Source organism: Cellulomonas sp. zg-ZUI22, from assembly GCF_017353535.1.
GTDB lineage: Bacteria > Actinomycetota > Actinomycetes > Actinomycetales > Cellulomonadaceae > Cellulomonas > Cellulomonas wangleii.
In genome coordinates this window covers 1007601-1027498 of the sequence record NZ_JAFMUZ010000001.1, presented here as the reverse complement: position 1 = coordinate 1027498, position 19898 = coordinate 1007601, and the positions used below count along the sequence as shown (strand labels likewise).

Sequence of the window (19898 nt, the reverse complement as noted above, 5' to 3'; positions counted from 1 at the left end):
GTGCAGGGTCCCGTTCCAGCCGTTGTGTACGTTCACAATCCCACGCGGGCCACCGGAGTCGAAGGGCTTGCGCGACGGCGAATCGTTTCGCGGAGGGCCTCGCCGCCGCGCGCGCCGCCCTCCGCGCGGCCCTCCCGCAGACCCCGTCGGGCGGGCGCGCCGTTTTGACCCCGTTTCCACCAGCCGGGACCGCTTTCGGGGGTTAGCATCGGGCGGCGGACCGGCCACCGACGGCGGTCGCAGACGGGCGGGGGGGTCGTCGATGACGACGAGCGGCGACCGACCGCGACGACCGTCGATCACCGACGTCGCGCGGCGCGCAGGGGTGTCCGTCGGGACGGTGTCCAACGTCCTCAACCGCCCCGACCACGTGGCCTCGTCGACACGCGACCGCGTCCAGGCGGTCATCGAGGACCTCGGGTTCGTCCGCAACGCGTCGGCGCGCCAGCTGCGGGTGGGTTCGGCGAACATGCTGGGGGTGCTGGTCCTCGACCTCGCCAACCCCTTCTTCACGGGGATCGCTCGCGGCGTCGAGGACCGGATCGCCCCGGAGGACTACACGCTCGTCCTCTCGTCGTCGGACGCGGACACCGAGCGTGAGGCCCGCTACCTGCGGCTGCACGAGGAGCACGGCGTGCAGGGCATCCTCGTCAGCCCGGCGCGCGCCTCGATCGACCAGGTGCTGGCGGTGCGGGACCGCGGCATGCAGGTCGTCCTCCTGGACGCGTCGGCGGACGTCACCGAGATCTCGAGCGTGGGCGTCGACGACGTACGGGGCGGCGCGCTGGCCACCGAGCACCTCCTGGCGCTGGGGCACCGCCGCATCGGGCTCGTCAACGGCCCGGGCGACGTGCGGCCGTGCGCCGACCGCCGCGCCGGCACCGTCGCGGCGCTCACCGCCGCCGGCCTGGACCCGGGCAAGGTGCTCGCCGAGGTGACCGTGCCCGCCATGACCGCGGACGCGGGCGACGCGGCGATGACCGAGCTGCTGGCGCTCGGCCCCGCCCGCCGACCGACCGCGACGTTCTGCACCAACGACCTCCTGGCGCTCGGCGCGCTGCGCGCCCTGCGGCGCGCCGGCGTCGCCGTGCCCGAGCAGATGGCCGTCGTCGGGTACGACGACATCCCCGTGCTCGGCCTGCTGCCCGTGCCGCTGACCTCGGTCCGGCAGCCGACCCACACCCTCGGCTGGACGGCCGCGGACCTGCTGCTGCGGGAGGCCGCGGCGGGCCGCGGCGTCGAGCACCAGCGCGTGCTCTTCCAGCCGGAGCTCGTCGTGCGGGCCAGCACGGCCGGGGCCGCGGCACCCGACCCGCGCTGAGCCCGCGGCGCCGGCTCAGCCGGTGACGGCGAAGCCCGCGCGCAGCAGGTCGCGGTCCCGCGACGAGCGGCCGACGAGCAGCTCGAACTCCCCCGGCTCGACGACGCGACGGCCCTCGGAGTCGACGATCGTGCAGTCGGCCACGGGCACCTCGACGTCGACCACGACGGACTCCCCCGGTGCGACGTCGACGTGCCGGTACGCCTTGAGCTCCTTGTCCGCCCAGGTCAGCGACGTCACGAGGTCGCTGACGTAGACCTGCACGACCTCGTGCGACGAGCGCGTGCCGGTGTTCGTCAGCGTGACCCGCGCGCGGACCACGTCGTCGCGGCCGAGCACCGGCGTGGCCACCGTGAGATCGGTGTACTCCACCGTCGAGTACGACAGGCCCTCGCCGAACGCGAACGCCGGGTCCTGCGTGAGGTCGGCGTACCGGGTGCCGTGCTGACCGCGCAGCCCGTTGTAGTAGACGGGCTGCTGGCCGACGTGCCGCGGGAAGGTCAGCGGCAGCCGACCGGCCGGCTCGATGGTGCCGAGCAGCAGCTCGGCGATCGCGCGCCCGCCACGCATGCCGGGGTTGGCGGCCCACACGATCGCGTCGGCGCCCAGGGCCGACTCCGGCAGCACCAGCGGCTTGGACGCGATGAGGACCACCGTCATCGGCGTGCCGGTCGCGGCCAGCGCGTCGAGCAGGGCGACCTGCCCGCCCACCAGCTCGAGCGTCGCGGTGGACCGCGTCTCGCCCATGAGGCCGATGGTGTCGCCGACGACGGCGACCACGTGGTCGGACGCCCGCGCCGCGGCGACCGCCTCGGCGATCATCGCCGCGTCCGGTGCGGCCGCGTGCAGGATCGGCATCTTGGGCTGCCCGTCGGGGTAGAACTCGCCCTCCGGGTCGGGCCCGAGGGTGCCGATCTCGGCGCCCTTCGCGTACGTGAGCTCCCACGTCTCGGGCAGCAGACCGCGCAGACCGTCCAGCACGGTCTCGGTCATCTCGCGCGGGTGACCCTCCTCGCGCATCCAGTCGACCTGGCCGGAGCGACCGGCCCAGTCGCCCAGCTGGGCGTCAACGTCGTCCGCGTTGGGGCCGACCACCGCGAGCCGCAGCGGCGCCGGGGCGGCGCCGTCCGGGGCCGTGGCGTGCCCGTCCAGCCGCGACACGAGGCCACCACCCAGCGGCAGCACGCCGGAGTTCTGCAGCAGCACCAGCGAGCGGCGCGTCACCTGCAGGTTGATGTCCTGGTGGTCGTCCGACCCGATGACCTCGGCCTGCCGCACCGGGTCGGGCCGCCGCGGGTCCTCGAAGAGGCCCAGCTCGAACTTCACGGTGAGGATGCGCGCGACGGCGGCGTCGAGCTGCGCCTCGTCGACCAGGCCGTTGGCGACCGCCTTCTGCACGCCCTCGAAGAACCCGGGGGTCGTCATGACCATGTCGTTGCCGGCGTCCACGGCGTTCGCGGCGGCGTGCTCGTGGTCCGGGGCGATCTTCTGCTCCCAGACCATGCGCCCGACGTTGTCCCAGTCCGTGACGAGGGTGCCGGTCCAGCCCCACTCGCCGCGCAGCACGTCCTGCAGGAGCCACTTGTTGACGACGATCGGGACCCCGTCGGTGGACTGGTAGCCGATCATGAACGTGCGGGCGCCCTCGCGGGCGACGCGCTCGAACGGCGGCAGGAACCACGAGCGGAGCTTGCGGCGCGAGATGTCGGCCTCGGACGCGTCGCGCCCGCCCTGCGTCTCGGAGTACCCGGCGAAGTGCTTGGCGCACGCGAGCACCGCGGTCGGGTCGTCCAGGCCGTCACCCTGGTAGCCGCGCACCATCGCGGCCGCGAGCTCACCCAGCAGGAACGGGTCCTCGCCGAACGTCTCGTCGACCCGGCCCCAGCGCAGGTCGCGCGTGATGCAGACGACCGGCGAGAACGTCCAGTGCAGGCCCGTGGCCGACACCTCGACGGCCGTCACCCGCGCCATCGCCTCGGCCGCCGCCGGGTCCCAGGACGCGGCGACGCCGAGCTGGGTGGGGAAGATCGTCGCGCCCCGCCAGAAGGAGTAGCCGTGGATCGCGTCGTCGGCGACGAGGAGCGGGATGCGCAACCGCGTGCGCTCGACCGCGTCCAGGGCCTCGAGCACGCGCTGCGGCGACGCGTGCAGGATCGACCCGACGTGCTTCTCCAGGACGAGGTCCTCCACGCCCGGCTGGGCGTCGAGCTGCAGCATCTGCCCCGCCTTCTCGGGCAGCGTCATGCGGCTCAGCAGGTCGGCGACGCGCGCCGGGACGGGCAGCGACGGGTCCTGGTACGGGAGCGTGTCCACGAAGGGTCCTCTGTGACGTTCGGAGCGTTGCGACCGGCCGCACGACGCTAACGCAGGTCGGGCCGGGTGCGGTAACCGCCCGTGACGGGGTCGCGCGCCCGCCGTCGACGGGTCGCGCGGCCCCGGCCGGGCCGCGCGGGTCGGCACTCCGGACCGCGTCACCCGATCGCCCGGTATCTCACCCCGCGATCCACCCCCCTGTGTCGGTGGGCCCGGCTACCGTCCGAACCGGCGCGGCCCGGCCCGCGGTCGACCCGGGTGCAGGGGCCCGGGCGTCGGGGGACGAGCAGCGAGAGGGTGACGACATGGGCGAGACGGGTGCCGTCCCGGTACTGACCTCGGCGGACTGCGTGCTGGTGCACACGTCCGCGACGGTGGCCACGACGGTCCACCGCGAAGGACCCGACCTGGTCGTGCACTTCCTGCAGCTCGGCGGGGTGACCCGCTGGACGTGGCCGTGTGAGGTCGTCGCCGCGGCCCTGGCGACGCCCGGCGTGGTGCGGGGGGACGACGCCATCGAGGTGGTCGTCGACCCCGAGACCGCCGACCTGGTGGTGACGCTCGACGGTGCGGACGGCAGCGCGCTGCTCGCGGTGCCCGGTGAGGCGGTCCGGACGGCCCTCGCCCGCTGACCCGGCGGGTGTCGGCGGGCACCGGTAGCGTCGGGCGCACCCGACCGGGAGCACGTCCGAGGAGCACGTCCGAGGAGCACCGATGCCGCTGCGCTGGTACACGACCGTGATCGAGTCCCGCGACCCGCACGCCCTGGCCCGGTGGTGGGCCGACGCGCTGGGCTGGGACTACGCACGCTATGCGGACGACGAGGCCGGTGTGCTGCCGCCGTGGGCCCGCGAGCTCGCACCCACCCTCCCCTTCCACCAGGTGCCGCCCGGCCTGTGCTTCGTGCAGGTCGAGCACGACAAGTCGACCAAGAACCGGCTGCACCTGGACCTCGCGCCGCACACCTCCGACGACCGCGACGCCGAGATCGCCCGGCTGCTCGACCTGGGGGCGACCCTCGCGGACGTCGGGCAGGGGCCGGACGTCTCGTGGACCGTCCTGGCGGACCCCGACGGCAACGAGTTCTGCGTGCTGTCCAGCCGCGAGCAGTGAGGCCGCTGTCGGTGGGACGCGCGAGGATGGGGCGTGCCCGCGTACGTCCTGCTCACCCGTGACCCGCGCGGCCGCACCGTCACGCTGACCTCGCTGGACGCCGACGCGGCCGTCATCGGGTCGCGCGCGGTCGACGCCGACGCGCTGCCGGCAGCGGTCGCCGGGGTCGAGGCCGAGGACCGCCCACGCTGGGTGTGGGACGACACGCGCCGCTGGTACCCCGCGCTGATCGCCGCCGGCGTGCGCGTGGAGCGCTGCCACGACCTGCGGCTGTGCCACGCGATCCTGCGGCACGCCGCGACGGCGGCCGGGTCGCGGCTCCAGAGCGCGCCTCCCGGCCCGTTCGACGCACCGGCCCCGCACGAGGAGGCGCCGCGTGAGCCCGACCTCCTCGACGCGCTGCGCGAGCTCACGGACGACGCGCCGCCCACCGCGGGGTCGACGCCGCAGGCAGCGGCGGCACCGGCCGGAGCGGGAGGGGCCGGCGCGGGTGCGGCCAGTGCGGGTGCGGCCGGCGCGGGTGCGGCGACGCCGGCCGGGCAGCCGGCCGCCCACCCGGGCACCCCGCACGCGCCCGGCGCCCCGCACGCGCCGGACGCCGATGACGGTCCCGACCTGCTCGCGGAGCTGCGCGACCAGCTCGCCGCGGTCGCCGGGTCCACCCGACCGGGCCGGTTGCGGCTGCTGCTGGCCGCGGAGTCCACGGGCGCCCTGCTGGCCGCGGAGATGCAGCACGACGGCCTGCCCTGGGACCCGGTGCGCCACGACGATCTCCTGACGGCGATGGTCGGCCCCCGGCCCGTGGGCGGCGGGCGTCCCCGCCGGCTGGAGGACCTGGTCGGCCGGATCCGCGAGCTGCTGGACGACCCCCGCCTCAACCCCGACTCGCAGCCCCACCTGCTCGCGGCGCTGCGCCGGCAGGGCTTCTCGGTGGGCTCCACCAGCAAGTGGGAGATCCGCGAGCTCGACCACCCCGTCGTCGAGCCGCTGCTGGAGTACAAGCGCCTGTCGCGCCTGCTCAGCGCGAACGGCTGGGCCTGGCTCGACGCGTGGGTGCACGACGGGCGGTTCCGGCCCACGTACGTCGTCGGGGGCGTCGTCACCGGGCGCTGGGCCACCGACGGCGGCGGGGCGCTGCAGCTGCCCGCCTCCCTGCGTGCCGCGGCCCGCGCCGACGACGGGTGGCGCCTGGTCGTCGCCGACGCCTCCCAGCTCGAGCCGCGCGTGCTCGCGGCGATGTCCGGCGACCGCGCGATGGCCGAGGCCGCCCGGGGGTCCGACCTCTACCAGCGCATCGCCGACGCGGGCACGGTGCCCACCCGCACGGACGCCAAGTACGCCCTGCTCGGCGCGATCTACGGCGCCACCACCGGCGCGGCGGGCATGCTCATGCCCCGGCTGACGCGCGCGTACCCGCAGGCGGTCGCGCTGGTGGAGGCCGCCGCCCGTGCCGGTGAGCGCGGTGAGCCCGTCTCGACGTGGCTGGGTCGCACGTCGCCGCCCGCGAGCGCCGCCTTCCTCGACCGCCTGGGATCGGCGGGCGCCGAGGGCGCGGACCCGGACGACGTGCGCGACGCCCGGCGCCGGGCCCGCGACCGCGGCCGGTTCACGCGCAACTTCGTCGTCCAGGGCACGGCCGCGGAGTGGGCGCTGTGCTGGCTCGCGGCGCTGCGCCGCCGGCTGCGGGAGATCGGCGACGGTCGCGCGCACCTCGTGTTCTTCCTGCACGACGAGGTGGTGGTGCACTCCCCCGTGGCGGACGCCGAGGCCGTCGCGCAGGCCGTGCGGGACGCGGCCGACGAGGCCGGGCGGCTGCTGTTCGGCACCGCGCCGGTCGAGTTCGCGCTGGACCTGGCGGTGGTGGAGTCGTACGCGGACGCGTGAGCGCCCGGCCCGCCTCAGTCCCCGAGGCTCCCGAGCAGCGCGAGGTCGGCCGTGGTGATCTCCTGCTGCGCCCGGGCGCGCGTCACGGTCGGCTCACCGTCGCCGGGCTGCGGGCCGTAGTCCGCGAAGAACGCGTGCACCGCCCCGTCGACCACCGTGAACGTCGTGCCGCGGGGCAGGTCCGCCACCGACGCCTCGACGTCCGCCGGGGTCGTCAGGCCGTCGCGCGAGCCGGACACCGAGGCCACGCGCAGGTCGGCGTCGCTGATGTCGCCCATCGGGTACGACGCGTGCAGCAGCAGCCCGTCCACCAGGTCGTCGTTCGCGGCGGCGTACGTCGACGCCACGACGCCGCCGAGCGAGTGCCCGCCGACGGCCCAGTCGTCGATCTCCGGGTACGCGGCGATCGCCTGCCCCGACTGCGCGGGGGACGTGAGCGCCACACCCAGCGGCTCCTTGAGGGCGACCACCAGGTAGCCCGCCTCGGCGAGCGGGCGCAGCACCGCGGCGGTCGCTCGCACGTCGACCCGGGCACCCGGGGAGTAGACGAGGCCGGCGGTGGGCGACGTCGGTCCCTGCGGGACGAACGCGTACCAGCCGGACTCCTCCCGCACCTCGACGAGGTCGTCGGAGCGCAGGGCGGCCAGCGCGTCGTCCGTCGCGGCGAACGGCCGCAGCCACACGACGGCGCCGGCGAGGAGGGCGAGGACCAGGTACCCGACCGTGACGCCGGTCGCGGCCAGCACGCGGGACGCGGGCCCCCGCCGCCCGACGGCTCCGCCGGTCCCCGCAGCGGGGGCCGCGGCGGTGCGGGCCACGGCGCGCGCGGACCGGCGCCGCGCGAGGACGACGACACGCACGAGCACGGCCACGCCCGCCAGGGCGGCCACCACGAGCAGCACGGTCAGGGCACGGTGCTGGTGCGCGACGACGTCGCCGGCCGTCGCGACGACCCACGCCGGAGCGGCCAGCAGCGCGAACCCCACCAGGCCGCGCGCGACCAGGCCGGGAGCACCGGGCGGGCGGCCGTGCGCGGCGGTCACCTGCGGGGTCGTGCCGGGGGCGTCACGCATGGGCGTCACGCTACGTCGCCCCCCACGGCGGTGCGACGCAGCCCTGCGGTTGCGGGGGCCGCCTACGATGCCCGCGACCCCCTCGATCCCCGGAGTGCCCGTGCTGCTCGTCGCCGTCGCCGTGCTGGCGGTGCTCGGCGCGGTCGCGTGCCGCCGGTCGGACGACGCGAGCGCGCGCCTGGCGGTCGCCACGACGACGCTGACGGCGCTCACCGGGGCGCTCGCCGCGTGGGGCGCCGCCGCAGCCGTGGTCCCGGGGCGCACCCCGGCGTGGCTCGTCCTGCTCGTCACCGCCGTCGTGGCCCCGGCCGCCGTGCTCGGGGCGGCGCGCGCCGTCCCCCGCGTCCGGGCCCGGGCACCGCAGCGCGACCGGCAGACGGTGCTGGACCGCGCGGACGCCTGGGCTCGACGGCACCCGGTGCGCGTGCGCGGCCTCGACCTCCTGCCGTTCGTCGTGCGGTGCGTGCGCCGGGTGATCGACGTCCGGGTCACGGGCCTCGCCGCCGAGATGACGTACTACGCCCTGCTGTCGGTGGTGCCGCTGACCTCGGCGCTGGGCGCGAGCCTGGGTTACCTCGAGCGGTTCACCAGCCGCGAGCAGGTCACGCAGGTCGAGGACGGCGTGGTCGACGCCGTGTCCGGCGTCCTGGCGGACGACGTCGCGCAGGACGCCCTGGTCCCCCTGGTGCAGGGGCTGCTGCGCGAGGAGCGCACGGGCGTCGCCGTGGGCTCCCTGCTGCTCACGCTGTTCCTGGCGAGCCGGATGTTCCGGGCCGCGATCAGGGCGCTCGACGACGCGTACACGGTGCCGGAGCGCCGCGGGATCGTGGCGCAGGGCGTGCTGGGGGTCGCGCTGGCGCTCGGCGCCGTGGTGACGCTCCTGGTGGTGCTGGTACTGGTCGTCGTGGGGCCGCTGCTGGGCGGTGGCGAGCAGATCGCCGACCGCCTGGGCCTGGGCGACGCGTTCGGCACCGTGTGGGCGCCGGTCCGCTGGCCCGTCGCCGTGGGCGTCGCGGGGGCGTACCTCACCGTGCTCTACCGGTACGGCCCGCAGCACGAGCCGGGCACGACGTGGCGCCGGGCGGTGCCCGGCGCCGTCGTCGGGTCGCTCGGGGTGCTGGTCGTCGCGGCCGGCTTCGCCTGGTACCTGCGCACCGCCGGGCCCACGGCGCCGCAGGTCGACGGCGAGGGCACCGTCCAGGTGGCCGCGCAGGTGCTCGGCACGATCCTGGCGGCCGTGCTGTGGCTGTGGATCTCCGCGATCGTCGTCCTCACGGGCGGCGTCGTGAACGCCGAGCTGGACCACCGCCCCGCCGCGCACCCGGCCGGCCGCGGGGGCGCGGCGGACGGGTCGCACGCGCGCCCGCCGGAGCGCCGCCCCGGCCGGGCGCGTGCGCGGTCCCGCGGCGCCCGCGCCTGACGGGCGTCGGACGCGGGCCGGGGGAAGCGCACGGTCGCGAGGGTCCGGCGCGGGGGTCAGGCCAGCGTGCCCGGCCGGCGGTAGACGAACTCGCGGTCCGCGTCGGTGATCGGACGCAGCACGCGGGCCGGCACCCCGCCGACGACGACCCCGGGCGGCACGTCCTTCGTCACGACGCTGCCCGCGCCGACGATCGACCCGGCACCGACGGTCACGCCCGGCAGGATCACGACGTGGGCGCCCAGCCAGACGTCGTCCTCGATGGTCACGGGTGCGGAGAACTGCGCCATGCCGGAGCGCAGCTCGGGGTGCACGGGGTGACCGGTGACGCTGATCGTGACGTTCGGCGCGATCATCACGCGCGAGCCGATCGTCACCTCGATGTCGTCGACGAGCGTGAACCCGACGTTGACGAACACGTCGTCGCCGAACGACACGTTGTACCCGTACGACACCTGCAGCGGCGCCTCGATCCACACGCGCTCGCCCATCGGGCCGAAGAGCTCACGCAGGATCGCCTGGCGCGCGGCGACGTCCGTCGGGTTCGTCATGTTGAAGCGCCACGTCAGCTCCTTGGCGCGCTGCCGCTCGGCGACGAGCGCCTCCAGCCCCGGCCCCTCGTCGTCGTACAGCTCCTGCGAGCGCATCGCGCGCCGCACCTCGTGCTCGTCCATGCCTGCCTCTCCCTCGGCCCGGCCGGGGCGCCGGGACCTGCGCCACCCTACGGTCGCCCGCCGGGCGTCACCGGGGACAGGCGTCCTTGCGGGCCCTAGGGTGTGCGCGTGAGCAGCACCGAGACGATCCGCCCCGACGTCCCACCCGGTGCCGTCCCGGCGGGGTGGGTCCCGCCGCGGCGGACGACGACGGTGCGGGACGTGCTCGCGATGCTGGCGGTCGCGCTGATCGCGGTGGCGGCGCTCGGTGCGCTCGCGATGGTCCTCGTCCAGGTGGGCGTCGGGGCCGGGGTGGTCGGCACCGTGCTCGCGGTGGTGCCGCTGACGGTGGTGCTGCTCGGCATCCGCTGGCTCGACCGCTGGGAGCCGGAGCCGCGCGGCGCGCTGCTGTTCGGCCTGCTGTGGGGCGCCGGCGTCGCCGTGCTCGTCTCGATCGTCGTCAACGACCTCACCCTGTACACCGTCGCGCAGGCGACCGGCAGCCTCGACGCCGGGCTCGTGGCGTCCGCGGTCGTGTCGGCGCCCGTGGTCGAGGAGCTCGCCAAGGGCGCGGGCGTGCTGGTGCTGTTCCTGGCCCGGCGCCGCTACTTCGACGGCGTGGTCGACGGCCTCGTCTACGCGGGCGTCGTCGCGGCGGGCTTCGCGTTCATCGAGAACATCCTGTACTTCGGCCGGGCGGGGGACGCCCTGGCCGAGACGTTCGTGCTGCGCGGCCTGGCCACGCCGTTCGCGCACCTGCTGTTCACGGCGTGCACGGGCGCCGCCCTCGGCCTGGCCGCCCGCTCCCGCGGCCGGCACGCCGCCTGGTGGCTGTTCCCCCTGGGGCTGGTGGGCGCGACCGTCGGGCACGCGCTGTGGAACGCGACCAGCCTGGTCGCCGGCGGCGCGTACCTCCTCGTCTTCGCGGCGGTGCAGGTGCCGCTGTTCGCCGGCGTCGTGGGCCTGACGTTCTGGCTGCGGCGCCAGGAGTCGGTGGTCATCGCGCGCCGGCTCGCCGAGTACGCCGCGGCCGGGTGGTTCGCCCCGCACGAGGTCGAGATGCTGGCGTCCCTGCAGCGGCGGCGCACGGCCGTGGCCTGGGCGACGCGGGCGGGCGGCCCGGCGGCCGGCGAGGCGATGCGCCGGTTCCAGCGCGACGCGACCACGCTGGCGTTCCGCCGCCAGCAGGCCGCGACCGGCCGGGCGGACCTGCGGGCCCACGCCGAGTCGGAGCGGGACCTGCTCGTCGCGGTGACGGCGGACCGGCACCGGGTCCTCGCGGCCGCCGCACCCCGCTGACCCGGACCCCACCGCCGGGGCGCCGACCGTCAGCGCAGGTCCCAGGTCTCCATCCGACCGCACATGCCGTACCGGCGGGGCGCGGGGTCGGACTCGACCCGCTCGGAACGACCGTGGGCGAGGTGCGGCGCGGCCCCGCGCATCAGCCCTTCGAGCACTGCCGCGGTCGCGTCGGTCGCGGCGAACGCCGTGCGGCCCCACAGGTCCTGCCAGTGGGGCACCGAGGGTCGCACCAGACGCACCGCGGCCTCGTGGAACGGCCGCAGCGCCGCGGCCGCACCGTGCCGCGCCGCCGCCTGCAGCAGCTGGCCGTAGCCCTGCAGCGCCAGGTCCCGCCGTGCCCGGACCGCCTGGGCCACGTGCTCGTCGGTGACCTCGGCGTGCGCACCGCCGACCGGCAGCGCCGCGGCGTCCCGGTACGTCACCGTGTCCGCGAGGGCCGGGGGCGGGAACGTCATGACCGCGTCGCCCGCCTCGGGCAGCCCGGCGTTCGACATGACGACGAGCACCTCGAGGTCGCCGTCGTTGACGGCCCGGTGGACGACGCCGGGCTGGACCGTGACGACCACGCCCGGCCGGAGCGGGTGCTCGACGAACCCCTCCGGGCCGAGCGTGTGCAGCGCGCCGGTGCCGGACAGCACGACGTACGCCTCCGTCGAGGCCACGTGCAGGTGCGGTGTGCCGCTCCCGGCGCGGCCGACCCCGTCGGGCGCCGGCCAGTCGTACACGCGCAGCCGACTGACGGACACCCCACCGGGAAGACTGGTCATGTGTCCAGCATGCCTCCTCCGGCGGCCGACGACGCGACGCCGGGCACCGACTCACCCGCGGGCGTCAGGGCGACGTCGTCCGCCAGCCCCAGGTCCTCGACGCGCACCGGCAGCCCGGTGACCATGGACCGGTTGGCGGCGATGCCGACCACCACCGCCCGCAGCCCGTCGCGGTAGCCGGCGGCGCGCCCGAGCCGGTCGGGCCCCTCGCGCAGGTCCCGCCGGAAGACGTCCATCAGCAGGATCGCGTCGCCGCCGCCGTGCCCGCCGACGCCCGCCGGGATCGGCCACTCGCGCGCCGCACCCCAGTGCTGCTGGACCAGCAGCCGCTCCCCCGCGGGCCGCCCGCCCGCCGCCTGCACGGCCTCGGGCGTGGCCGAGGGGTCGAGGACGGCGTGCCCGTCGTCGTCGAGCACGACCGCGCCCCGCTCGACCACCTCCAGCTCGGCCCGCCCCCGGGTGCCGTTCACGGTGACCCGGTAGCCCTCCCAGGGGCTGTGCGCGGTGAGCGAGTACGTGAGGGTCGCACCACCCGCGTAGTCGACGAGCACGGCCATGTTGTCCTCGATGGTGATCCCGGGGGCGAAGACGTCCTGGTCGCGGCGGTACCCGTCGTGCTGCTCGGCGTCGAGGTACAGCGCCCGCAGCCGCGGGTCGCGGGTCAGGTCGAGCGACCAGGGATCACCCTGCGCGCCGGTGCCGCGCTCCGGGCGCGGCCCCATGCCCCGCTCGGCCGCGTTGGCGTCCCCGTAGAACCGCAGCCCGCCCGACGCGAACACGCGTGCCGGGACGTCCTGCAGCCACCAGTTGACGAGGTCGACGTGGTGGCTCGACTTGTGCACGAGCAGCCCGCCGGACATCCGCTTGTCCCGGTGCCAGCGACGGAAGTAGTCGGCTCCGTGCACGGTGTCCAGCGCCCACTCGAAGTGCACGGACGTCACGCGCCCGATCTCCCCCGACGCGATCACCTCGCGCAGCGCGGAGTTCCGCGGCGCGTAGCGGTAGTTGAAGGTCATGACGACGTCGCGGCCCGTGCGGGCGACGGCGCGCGTGATGGTGCGGCAGCCCTCCACCGTCGTCGTCAGGGGCTTCTCGACCACGACGTCCGCACCCGCGTCGAGCGCCCGCGCGACGAGGTCGGCGTGCGTCGCGTCGGGCGTGGTGACGACGACGACGTCGACCCGCTCCTCGACGATCATGCGCTCGAGGTCGTCGGGGCCGTACTGCGGCAGGCCCGCCGGGCCACCGAGGCCGAGGGCGGCCCCCGCCTGCGCGTCGTGGTACGCCATGCGGGCGGGGTTCGTGTCGCACCACGCGACGAGCTCGGCGACGTCCGCGTGGTCGCCGGTGAGCGCCCCGACGTACATGCCCGCGCGGTGGCCGGTGCCGACCACGGCGTGACGCCGGCGGCGTCGTCCGGGCGGCGGCGGCGCGAAGGTGGGCACGACGGACGGGTCGCCCTGCGTGCGGCGCGCGGACGGCGGCCGCGGGGCGGTGGGGTTCTGGTCGAGCGTGCGGGGGTCGGTCGGCTCAGTCACAGGTGTCCTCCGGCGGCGTCGACGATGGGGCGCGGGCGGCGTCCGCGGTGCGTGCCGCACCGTGCGGAAAGCGCGTTCCGTCGCGTGGGTCACAGTAGCCCAGGTACCGCCGGGCGCACCCCGGGGCGGCGCTATGCTGAACCCGTTTACAACGTTGTGAATTCGAAATCGGAGCTCCGCGATGACCCCGCACGCCACCGTCCTGCTGCACCCCGACTTCCGCACCGGCGCCATCGACCGTCGCCTGTTCGGCTCGTTCGTCGAGCACCTGGGACGCGCCGTCTACACCGGCATCTACGAGCCGGAGCACGCCACGGCCGACGAGCACGGCTTCCGGCGCGACGTCGCCGACCTCACGCACGAGCTCGGCGTGACCATGGTGCGCTACCCCGGCGGCAACTTCGTCTCCAACTACGTCTGGGAGGACGGCGTCGGGCCGGTCGAGGACCGCAAGCCGTTCATCGACCTGGCGTGGCGGACCGTCGAGCCCAACCTGGTCGGCACGGACGAGTTCCTGCAGTGGGCCGAGCGCGAGGGCATCGAGCCGATGATGGCGGTCAACCTCGGCACGCGCGGCGTCGCGGCCGCGGCCGCCCTGGTCGAGTACTGCAACGGCGTCGCCGGCTCGCGCTGGGCGGACCTGCGCATCGCCAACGGCCGCGAGGAGCCCTACGGCGTGACGCTGTGGTGCCTCGGCAACGAGATGGACGGGCCGTGGCAGATCGGCCACAAGGACGCCCACGAGTACGGCAAGCTCGCCGCCGAGGCCGGCAAGGCCATGAAGCTCGTCGACCCGTCGATCGAGCTCGTCGTCTGCGGGTCGTCCTCCATGCAGATGGAGACCTTCGGCGAGTGGGAGCAGACGGTCCTGTCGTACACGTACGACCTGGTCGACCACATCTCGATGCACGCGTACTACGAGGAGCTGGACGGCGACCGCGCCTCGTTCCTCGGCTCCGCGACGGGCATGGACCGCTTCATCCGTCGCGTCGTCGCGTCGGCCGACGCGGTGGGCGCCCGCAAGCGCTCGGACAAGCGGATCACGATCTCGTTCGACGAGTGGAACGTCTGGTACCTCGAGTCGCGGTTCCCGGGCGAGACCAACCTGCCGCTGCAGCACCAGCCCGCGCGCATCATCGAGGACGTCTACTCGGGCCTCGACGCCGTCGTGGTCGGTGACCTGCTGGTCACGCTGCTCAACCACGCCGACCGCGTGCCCGTCGCGTGCCTCGCGCAGCTCGTCAACGTCATCGCCCCGATCATGACCGAGCCGGGCGGCGAGGCCTGGAAGCAGCCGACGTTCCACCCGTTCGCGGCCACGGCCCGCCTCGCGCAGGGGGACGCGCTCGACGTGCGCGTGCAGGCGCCCACCCTCACGACCCGGCGCCACGGCGACGTGCCGACCGTGACGGCGGCCGTGACGTGGGCCGGTGAGCCCGACGCCGGCGAGCTGGGCGTCTTCCTCGTCAACCGCACGGCCGAGCCCGTCGAGGTCGAGCTGCGCCACCCGGGCGTCGCCCTGACCCTCGGCGGGGGTGTGCAGGTCACCGCGGACCACGAGCCCGCGGTCCACGGCCCGGCGCACGCGGCGAAGGTCGAGGCGGAGCACGTCACGACCCTCGACGCCGCGCCCGTCACGGCGACGACGACCGGCACGACCACCGTCCGCCTCGCCCCGGAGTCCTGGACCGCCCTGGCGGGCACCGCGACCCTCGCCTGACCCACCCCGGAACGGGCTGGATCGACCCCTCCCCGCGAGAGGTCGATCCAGTCCTCCCCTTCCCCCGGCGCGCACGACGAACCGCCGGCCCTCGAGGAGCTCCGATGGACGAGCAGTACGGCTACCTGCTGGTGCACCACGTCGAGGACCCCGACGGGTACGGCGAGCAGATCTACTTCTCGCTGTCGCAGGGCGACGACCCGCTGCGCTGGCGGCGCGCCAACGGCGGCCGGCCCGTGCTGCGGTCCGACCTCGGCACGACGGGGGTGCGCGACCCGTACCTCGTCGCCGGGGACGGCGAGTGGTTCCTCCTCGCCACCGACCTGCGCATCTACGGCGGCGACGACGCCGGCTGGGACGCGTGGACCCGCCACGGCAGCCGGGACCTCGTGGTGTGGCGCTCCACCGACCTCGTGCACTGGTCGGAGCCGTGGCTGCTCGAGGTCGCGCCGCCGCGGGCGGGCATGGCCTGGGCACCCGAGGCGACGTACGACCCGTCGACCGGCGAGTTCGCGGTGACGTTCTCGTCGTCGCTGTACCCCGACGACGACCCCGCGCACACGACGGCCGCGTACTCGCGCGTCCTGGTGGTGCGGACCCGCGACTTCCGCACCGCCTCACCGGCACGCGTCCTCATCGACCGGGGGACGGGCGTCATCGACACCACCGTCGTCCCGGCGTCGCTGTCACCGGACGGCCGGGTGCACCGCTTCTCCAAGCAGGACGCCGACGCACCGGACTCCCTGAAGGCCTTCCACGAGGTGGGCTCCGCGCTGGACGCCGACGACTTCGAGGTGCTGGCCTCGCGCCTGCTGGACCACCGGTTCGACCACGTCGAGGCACCGCTGGTGTTCCGCGACCACCGCACCGGCACGTGGTACCTGTGGCTCGACCAGTACTCCGTGCGGCCGCAGGGCTACGTCGCGCTGCGCACCGACGACCTGGCGTCCGGCGACTGGCAGGAGGTGCCGGACGGCGCGCTCGTCCTGCCGCCGAACACGAAGCACGGGGTGGTGGTGCCGCTCACCCGGGCGCAGCACACGGCGCTGTCGGCGGCGTACCCCGCCTGACCGCGGGGCTCGGTCGGACAGGCTCGGTCGGACAGGCTCGCTCGGACAGGCTCGGTCGGACAGGCCCGGTCAGACGGCCCCGGTCAGACGGGCTCGGTCAGACGGGCTCGGTCAGACGGTCGACGACCGTCGGGAGCCACGCCGCGGCCTGCTCCCGCGCGCGGGCGGCGGGCTGCGGGCCGCCCGAGAGGTCCGCGGCGCTGAGGTCGGCCATGTACCCGGCGGTGAGCACGCGCAGCACCTGGCGCGCGGGCAGCACCAGCCGGCGGCCGAGCACCGGCATCAGCCGCTCGATCTCGTCGGCGACCTCGTCGGTCATCTGCCGGTCCAGGTCGTGGTGGTGCCGCGCGATCGCGGGCTGGCGCATCGCCAGCAGGGTCAGCTCGGCGCTGATGACCCGCCAGCGGCGGTCGTCGGACATGCGCTCGAGCAGGATCTCGAGGAAGCGGCTCAGGGAGTCGACGTCGAGGTCGCTGCCCGTGCCGTGCCCCGACTCCGCCTGGGCGGCGGCCAGCGCGCCCCGCAGCTCGCTCAGCCGGCGCCCGTGCTCGCGCGCGGCCAGGGCCAGCAGGAGGGCGTACTTGCTCTCGAAGTTGGAGTAGAAGGCGCCGCGGGTGAACCCCGCGCGCTCGCAGACGGCCTCGATCGAGGTGGCGTCGACTCCCTCGTCCGCGAAGAGGTCGAACGCCGCGTCGAGCAGCCGCTCGCGCGTGTGCTGCCGACGCGGCGAGACGGCCGGGTCCGCGGCAGGCGCGGGGGCGGCTCCGGTGCCCGCCATGCCCTCACACTCCTCCGGCCGGGTCCTTGCGTGACGAGGACGAGCGTAGCGGTTTCGATACACACCTGTATCGCATACAGTCCTGTATCGGCTCACCGTGCACGCGCGCCGACCGGACACCGTCGTCCTCCTACCCCACCGACCCAGGAGCCCCTGTGTCCTCTGCGCTCTACCGCCTCGGCCGCTCGGCATTCGCCCGGCGCCGCGCCGTCGTCGCCGCCTGGCTGGCGCTCCTCGTGCTCGTCGGGGGCGGCGCCCTGCTCCTCGGCGGCAAGCTCGACAACTCGGTGACCATCCCCGGGACCGAGTCGCAGGCCGCGCTCGACCGCCTCGCGGCGACGTTCCCCGAGGCCGCGGGCACGACGGCGCAGGTGCTCGTGGTCGGCGAGGACGGCGCGCAGGTCGACGACCCGGCCGTGGTCGACGCCGTCACCGACGCGGTGGGCGCGTTCGAGGACGTCGAGGGCGTCACGTCCGTCGTGTCACCCTTCGACTCCGAGGGGCCCGGTGCCACCCCGGTCAGCGACGACGGTGAGGCCGCACTGGTGACGCTCTCGCTCGAGGGCGAGGGCGTCGCGATCGGCGACGACGTCAAGGACGGCCTGCGCGACATCGCCGCCGACCTCGACACCGCGCTGCCGGACGGCTACGAGGCGACGATCGGCGGGCAGCTCTTCTCGCAGGAGTTCCCCGGCCTGACGATCACCGAGGCGCTCGGTGTCGCGGTCGCGTTCGTCGTCCTGCTGGTCACGCTGGGCTCGTTCGCCGCGGCCGGCATGCCGCTGCTCAACGCGCTGCTCGGCGTCGGGCTGTCCACGCTGCTCGTGCTCGTCGCGGCCGCCTTCACGTCGGTCACCAGCACCACGCCGCTGCTGTCGCTCATGCTCGGCCTGGCCGTCGGCATCGACTACGCGCTGTTCATCGTCTCGCGGCACCGCGAGCTGCTCGCCACGGGTCTGCCACCGCAGGAGGCCGCGGCCCGCTCCAACGCGACCGCGGGCTCCGCCGTGATCTTCGCGGGCCTCACGGTCATGATCGCGCTCGTGGGCCTCGGCGTCGCCGGCATCCCGTTCCTCACCGTGATGGGCGTCGCGGGTGCCGTCGCCGTCGGCATCGCCGTGCTGGTGTCCATCACGCTCGTGCCCGCGATGCTCGGGTTCGCCGGCGAGCGGCTGCGCCCGCGCCCCTCGCGCCGCGCCCGGCGCGCCGCGACGACCCCGGCGACGGGCACCCCGGCCGCCGCAGCGGCGCCCGCTGCCGCCCACGCCACGTCCGGCGACGACTGGGACCTGCCCCCGCACCACAACCGCTTCTTCGCCGGCTGGGTCCGCCTCGCGACCGCCCGCCCGTGGATCACCGTCGTGGTGACCGTCGGCGCGCTGCTCGCGCTCGCGTTCCCGGCGCTCGACCTGCGCCTCGCCCTGCCCGACGCCGGCGTCCAGCCCGAGGACTCGTCGGCGCGCGTCACCTACGACCGGATCACCGACCACTTCGGCCCCGGCGCCAACGGCCCGCTCGTGGTGACCGGCAGCATCGTCACCAGCGAGGACCCGCTGCAGCTCATGGAGGACGTCGCCGACGAGCTGCGCGCCCTGCCCGGCGTCGAGGACGTCCCGCTGGCCACGCCGAACGCGTCGATCGACACCGGCATCGTGCAGGTCGTGCCCACCACGGGGCCGACCGACCCGGAGACCGCCGAGCTGGTCAACGCGATCCGCGAGCTGCGCCCCCACATCCTCGACGAGTACGGCTTCGACCTGTCGGTCACGGGCTTCACGGCCGTCGGCATCGACGTGTCCGCCAAGCTCGGCGCGGCGCTGCTGCCGTTCGCGGTGTTCGTCGTCGGGCTGTCGCTCGTCCTGCTGACGATGGTGTTCCGCTCGATCGCGGTGCCGCTCAAGGCCACCCTCGGGTACCTGCTGTCGGTGGCCGCCGCGTTCGGCGTCGTCACCAGCGTCTTCGAGCACGGCGTGGGCGCCGACCTGCTGCACGTCGCCAAGCTCGGCCCGATCATCTCGTTCATGCCGATCGTCCTCATGGGCGTGCTGTTCGGCCTGGCGATGGACTACGAGGTCTTCCTGGTGTCCCGCATCCGCGAGGACTACGTGCACTCCGGCGACGCGCGCGGCGCCATCGCCAGCGGGTTCGTCGGGTCCGCCAAGGTGGTCACGGCCGCCGCCGTCATCATGGTCGCGGTGTTCTTCGCCTTCGTCCCCGAGGGCGACATCAACATCAAGCCCATCGCCCTGGGGCTCGCCGTCGGCGTCGCGGTCGACGCCTTCGTCGTGCGGATGACGCTCGTCCCGGCCGTCCTGCAGATCCTCGGCGACCGCGCGTGGTGGATGCCGCGCCGGCTGGACCGCGCGCTGCCGTCGTTCGACGTGGAGGGCGAGGCCCTGCACCGCGAGCTGAGCATGGCCCGCTGGCCGGAGGACCCCGACGTCGTCGTCGCCGCGCGCGGGCTGCGCCTGGCCGCAGCCGACGGCAGCGACGTCCTCGACCTCGCGGTGCGCCGCGGCGACGCGCTCGTCGCGCACGCCGACGAGCCGGCCCGCGTCGCGGCGCTGCTGCTCACCGTCGCCGGGCGCCTCGCCCCGGCCGGCGGCGACCTCAAGGTCGACGGGTACCTGCTGCCCGTGCGGGCGGCCGCCGTGCGGCGCCGGGTCGGGTACGTCGACCTGCGCACCGAGGGCGTCGACGCGCTCGACGCGGCGGTGGCCGAGAAGCCGGCCGTCCTGGCGGTCGACCGCACCGACCTCGTCACCGACCCGCACGAGCGGGCACACGTCGCGGCGACGCTCGCCCGCGCCGTCGACGCGGGGGCGACGCTCCTGCTCGGCGTCGTCGGCACCGGCGCCGCGGACGACCTGCTGCCCGACGGCACCACCGTGACCACCCTCGCGCCGCAGACCGGCGTCCTCGCGTGAGCGCGCAGGAAGGAACCCC

General features: G+C 75.4%; 15 protein-coding genes. 9 read left to right on the top strand and 6 right to left on the bottom strand.

Annotated elements, in window-relative coordinates; translation table 11 throughout:
- Window positions 1-262: 262 nt before the first annotated feature.
- The gene (locus tag J1G43_RS04645; RefSeq protein WP_207339386.1) at window positions 263-1321 is read left to right on the top strand and encodes a LacI family DNA-binding transcriptional regulator; all 1059 of its coding nucleotides are present in this window, start codon (window positions 263-265) and stop codon (window positions 1319-1321) included.
- 15 nt (window positions 1322-1336) lie between these two features.
- Here the strand turns inward: J1G43_RS04645 and J1G43_RS04640 are convergent, their stop codons facing one another.
- Window positions 1337-3634, bottom strand: a complete 2298-nt coding sequence (locus J1G43_RS04640; protein WP_207378051.1) for a glycoside hydrolase family 3 N-terminal domain-containing protein — start codon at window positions 3632-3634, stop codon at window positions 1337-1339.
- A 305-nt stretch (window positions 3635-3939) separates the two neighbouring features.
- Here J1G43_RS04640 and J1G43_RS04635 point away from each other — a divergent pair, with 305 nt between their 5' ends.
- The 3 genes from J1G43_RS04635 to J1G43_RS04620 all read left to right on the top strand — a co-directional run bounded on the left by J1G43_RS04635 (window position 3940) and on the right by J1G43_RS04620 (window position 6631).
- The gene (locus tag J1G43_RS04635) at window positions 3940-4266 is read left to right on the top strand and encodes a hypothetical protein (RefSeq protein ID WP_207339388.1); all 327 of its coding nucleotides are present in this window, start codon (window positions 3940-3942) and stop codon (window positions 4264-4266) included.
- Window positions 4267-4348: 82 nt separating this feature from the next.
- Window positions 4349-4747, top strand: a complete 399-nt coding sequence (locus tag J1G43_RS04630) for a VOC family protein (RefSeq protein ID WP_207339389.1) — start codon at window positions 4349-4351, stop codon at window positions 4745-4747.
- 33 nt (window positions 4748-4780) lie between these two features.
- Window positions 4781-6631, top strand: coding sequence for a bifunctional 3'-5' exonuclease/DNA polymerase (locus J1G43_RS04620; RefSeq protein ID WP_307859474.1), 1851 nt, complete (start codon window positions 4781-4783; stop codon window positions 6629-6631).
- Between the two features lie 14 nt (window positions 6632-6645).
- Here the strand turns inward: J1G43_RS04620 and J1G43_RS04615 are convergent, their stop codons facing one another.
- Window positions 6646-7704: an alpha/beta hydrolase gene (locus tag J1G43_RS04615; protein ID WP_207378050.1), complete on the bottom strand. Its 1059-nt coding sequence runs from the start codon at window positions 7702-7704 to the stop codon at window positions 6646-6648.
- A gap of 100 nt (window positions 7705-7804) precedes the next feature.
- On the opposite strand from J1G43_RS04615, the gene J1G43_RS04610 reads away from it, so the two are divergent.
- A complete protein-coding gene (locus J1G43_RS04610; RefSeq protein WP_207370091.1) occupies window positions 7805-9124 on the top strand; it encodes a YihY/virulence factor BrkB family protein in 1320 nt (439 codons plus the stop codon).
- A 56-nt stretch (window positions 9125-9180) separates the two neighbouring features.
- Here J1G43_RS04610 and J1G43_RS04605 read toward each other — a convergent pair whose 3' ends face one another.
- Entirely contained in the window at window positions 9181-9798 is a 618-nt protein-coding gene (locus J1G43_RS04605; RefSeq protein WP_207339393.1) for a sugar O-acetyltransferase, read from the bottom strand.
- Window positions 9799-9906: 108 nt separating this feature from the next.
- On the opposite strand from J1G43_RS04605, the gene J1G43_RS04600 reads away from it, so the two are divergent.
- Window positions 9907-11076, top strand: coding sequence for a PrsW family intramembrane metalloprotease (locus J1G43_RS04600; protein WP_207378049.1), 1170 nt, complete (start codon window positions 9907-9909; stop codon window positions 11074-11076).
- Between the two features lie 29 nt (window positions 11077-11105).
- Here the strand turns inward: J1G43_RS04600 and J1G43_RS04595 are convergent, their stop codons facing one another.
- Both J1G43_RS04595 and J1G43_RS04590 read right to left on the bottom strand, forming a co-directional pair.
- On the bottom strand, window positions 11106-11846 hold the full coding sequence (locus J1G43_RS04595) for a cupin domain-containing protein (RefSeq protein ID WP_207339395.1): 741 nt from the start codon (window positions 11844-11846) through the stop codon (window positions 11106-11108).
- Window positions 11843-13384, bottom strand: a complete 1542-nt coding sequence (locus J1G43_RS04590; protein ID WP_307859473.1) for a Gfo/Idh/MocA family oxidoreductase — start codon at window positions 13382-13384, stop codon at window positions 11843-11845. The genes J1G43_RS04595 and J1G43_RS04590 overlap by 4 nt, the downstream gene beginning before the upstream one ends.
- Before the next feature lie 181 nt (window positions 13385-13565).
- Here J1G43_RS04590 and J1G43_RS04585 point away from each other — a divergent pair, with 181 nt between their 5' ends.
- Entirely contained in the window at window positions 13566-15104 is a 1539-nt protein-coding gene (locus J1G43_RS04585; protein WP_207339397.1) for an alpha-N-arabinofuranosidase, read from the top strand.
- Window positions 15105-15208: 104 nt separating this feature from the next.
- Window positions 15209-16174 carry a glycoside hydrolase family 43 protein gene (locus tag J1G43_RS04580; protein WP_207339398.1) on the top strand — a complete coding sequence of 322 codons (966 nt, stop codon included), beginning with the start codon at window positions 15209-15211 and terminating at the stop codon, window positions 16172-16174.
- Window positions 16175-16271: 97 nt separating this feature from the next.
- Here J1G43_RS04580 and J1G43_RS04575 read toward each other — a convergent pair whose 3' ends face one another.
- Entirely contained in the window at window positions 16272-16952 is a 681-nt protein-coding gene (locus tag J1G43_RS04575) for a TetR/AcrR family transcriptional regulator (RefSeq protein ID WP_207370088.1), read from the bottom strand.
- A 155-nt stretch (window positions 16953-17107) separates the two neighbouring features.
- Here J1G43_RS04575 and J1G43_RS04570 point away from each other — a divergent pair, with 155 nt between their 5' ends.
- Window positions 17108-19879 (top strand): MMPL family transporter, encoded by a 2772-nt coding sequence (locus tag J1G43_RS04570; RefSeq protein ID WP_207370087.1) that lies wholly within the window; start codon window positions 17108-17110, stop codon window positions 19877-19879.
- Window positions 19880-19898 lie beyond the last annotated feature (19 nt).

Excerpts from the sequence above, each read along its gene's own strand:
- J1G43_RS04615 (WP_207378050.1), bottom strand. The coding sequence starts at position 7,704 with ATGCGTGACGCCCCCGGCACGACCCCGCAGGTGACCGCCGCGCACGGC.
- J1G43_RS04630 (WP_207339389.1), top strand. The coding sequence starts at position 4,349 with ATGCCGCTGCGCTGGTACACGACCGTGATCGAGTCCCGCGACCCGCAC.
- J1G43_RS04635 (WP_207339388.1), top strand. The coding sequence starts at position 3,940 with ATGGGCGAGACGGGTGCCGTCCCGGTACTGACCTCGGCGGACTGCGTG.
- J1G43_RS04580 (WP_207339398.1), top strand. The coding sequence starts at position 15,209 with ATGGACGAGCAGTACGGCTACCTGCTGGTGCACCACGTCGAGGACCCC.
- J1G43_RS04575 (WP_207370088.1), bottom strand. The coding sequence starts at position 16,952 with ATGGCGGGCACCGGAGCCGCCCCCGCGCCTGCCGCGGACCCGGCCGTC.
- J1G43_RS04605 (WP_207339393.1), bottom strand. The coding sequence starts at position 9,798 with ATGGACGAGCACGAGGTGCGGCGCGCGATGCGCTCGCAGGAGCTGTAC.
- J1G43_RS04595 (WP_207339395.1), bottom strand. The coding sequence starts at position 11,846 with ATGACCAGTCTTCCCGGTGGGGTGTCCGTCAGTCGGCTGCGCGTGTAC.
- J1G43_RS04585 (WP_207339397.1), top strand. The coding sequence starts at position 13,566 with ATGACCCCGCACGCCACCGTCCTGCTGCACCCCGACTTCCGCACCGGC.
- J1G43_RS04645 (WP_207339386.1), top strand. The coding sequence starts at position 263 with ATGACGACGAGCGGCGACCGACCGCGACGACCGTCGATCACCGACGTC.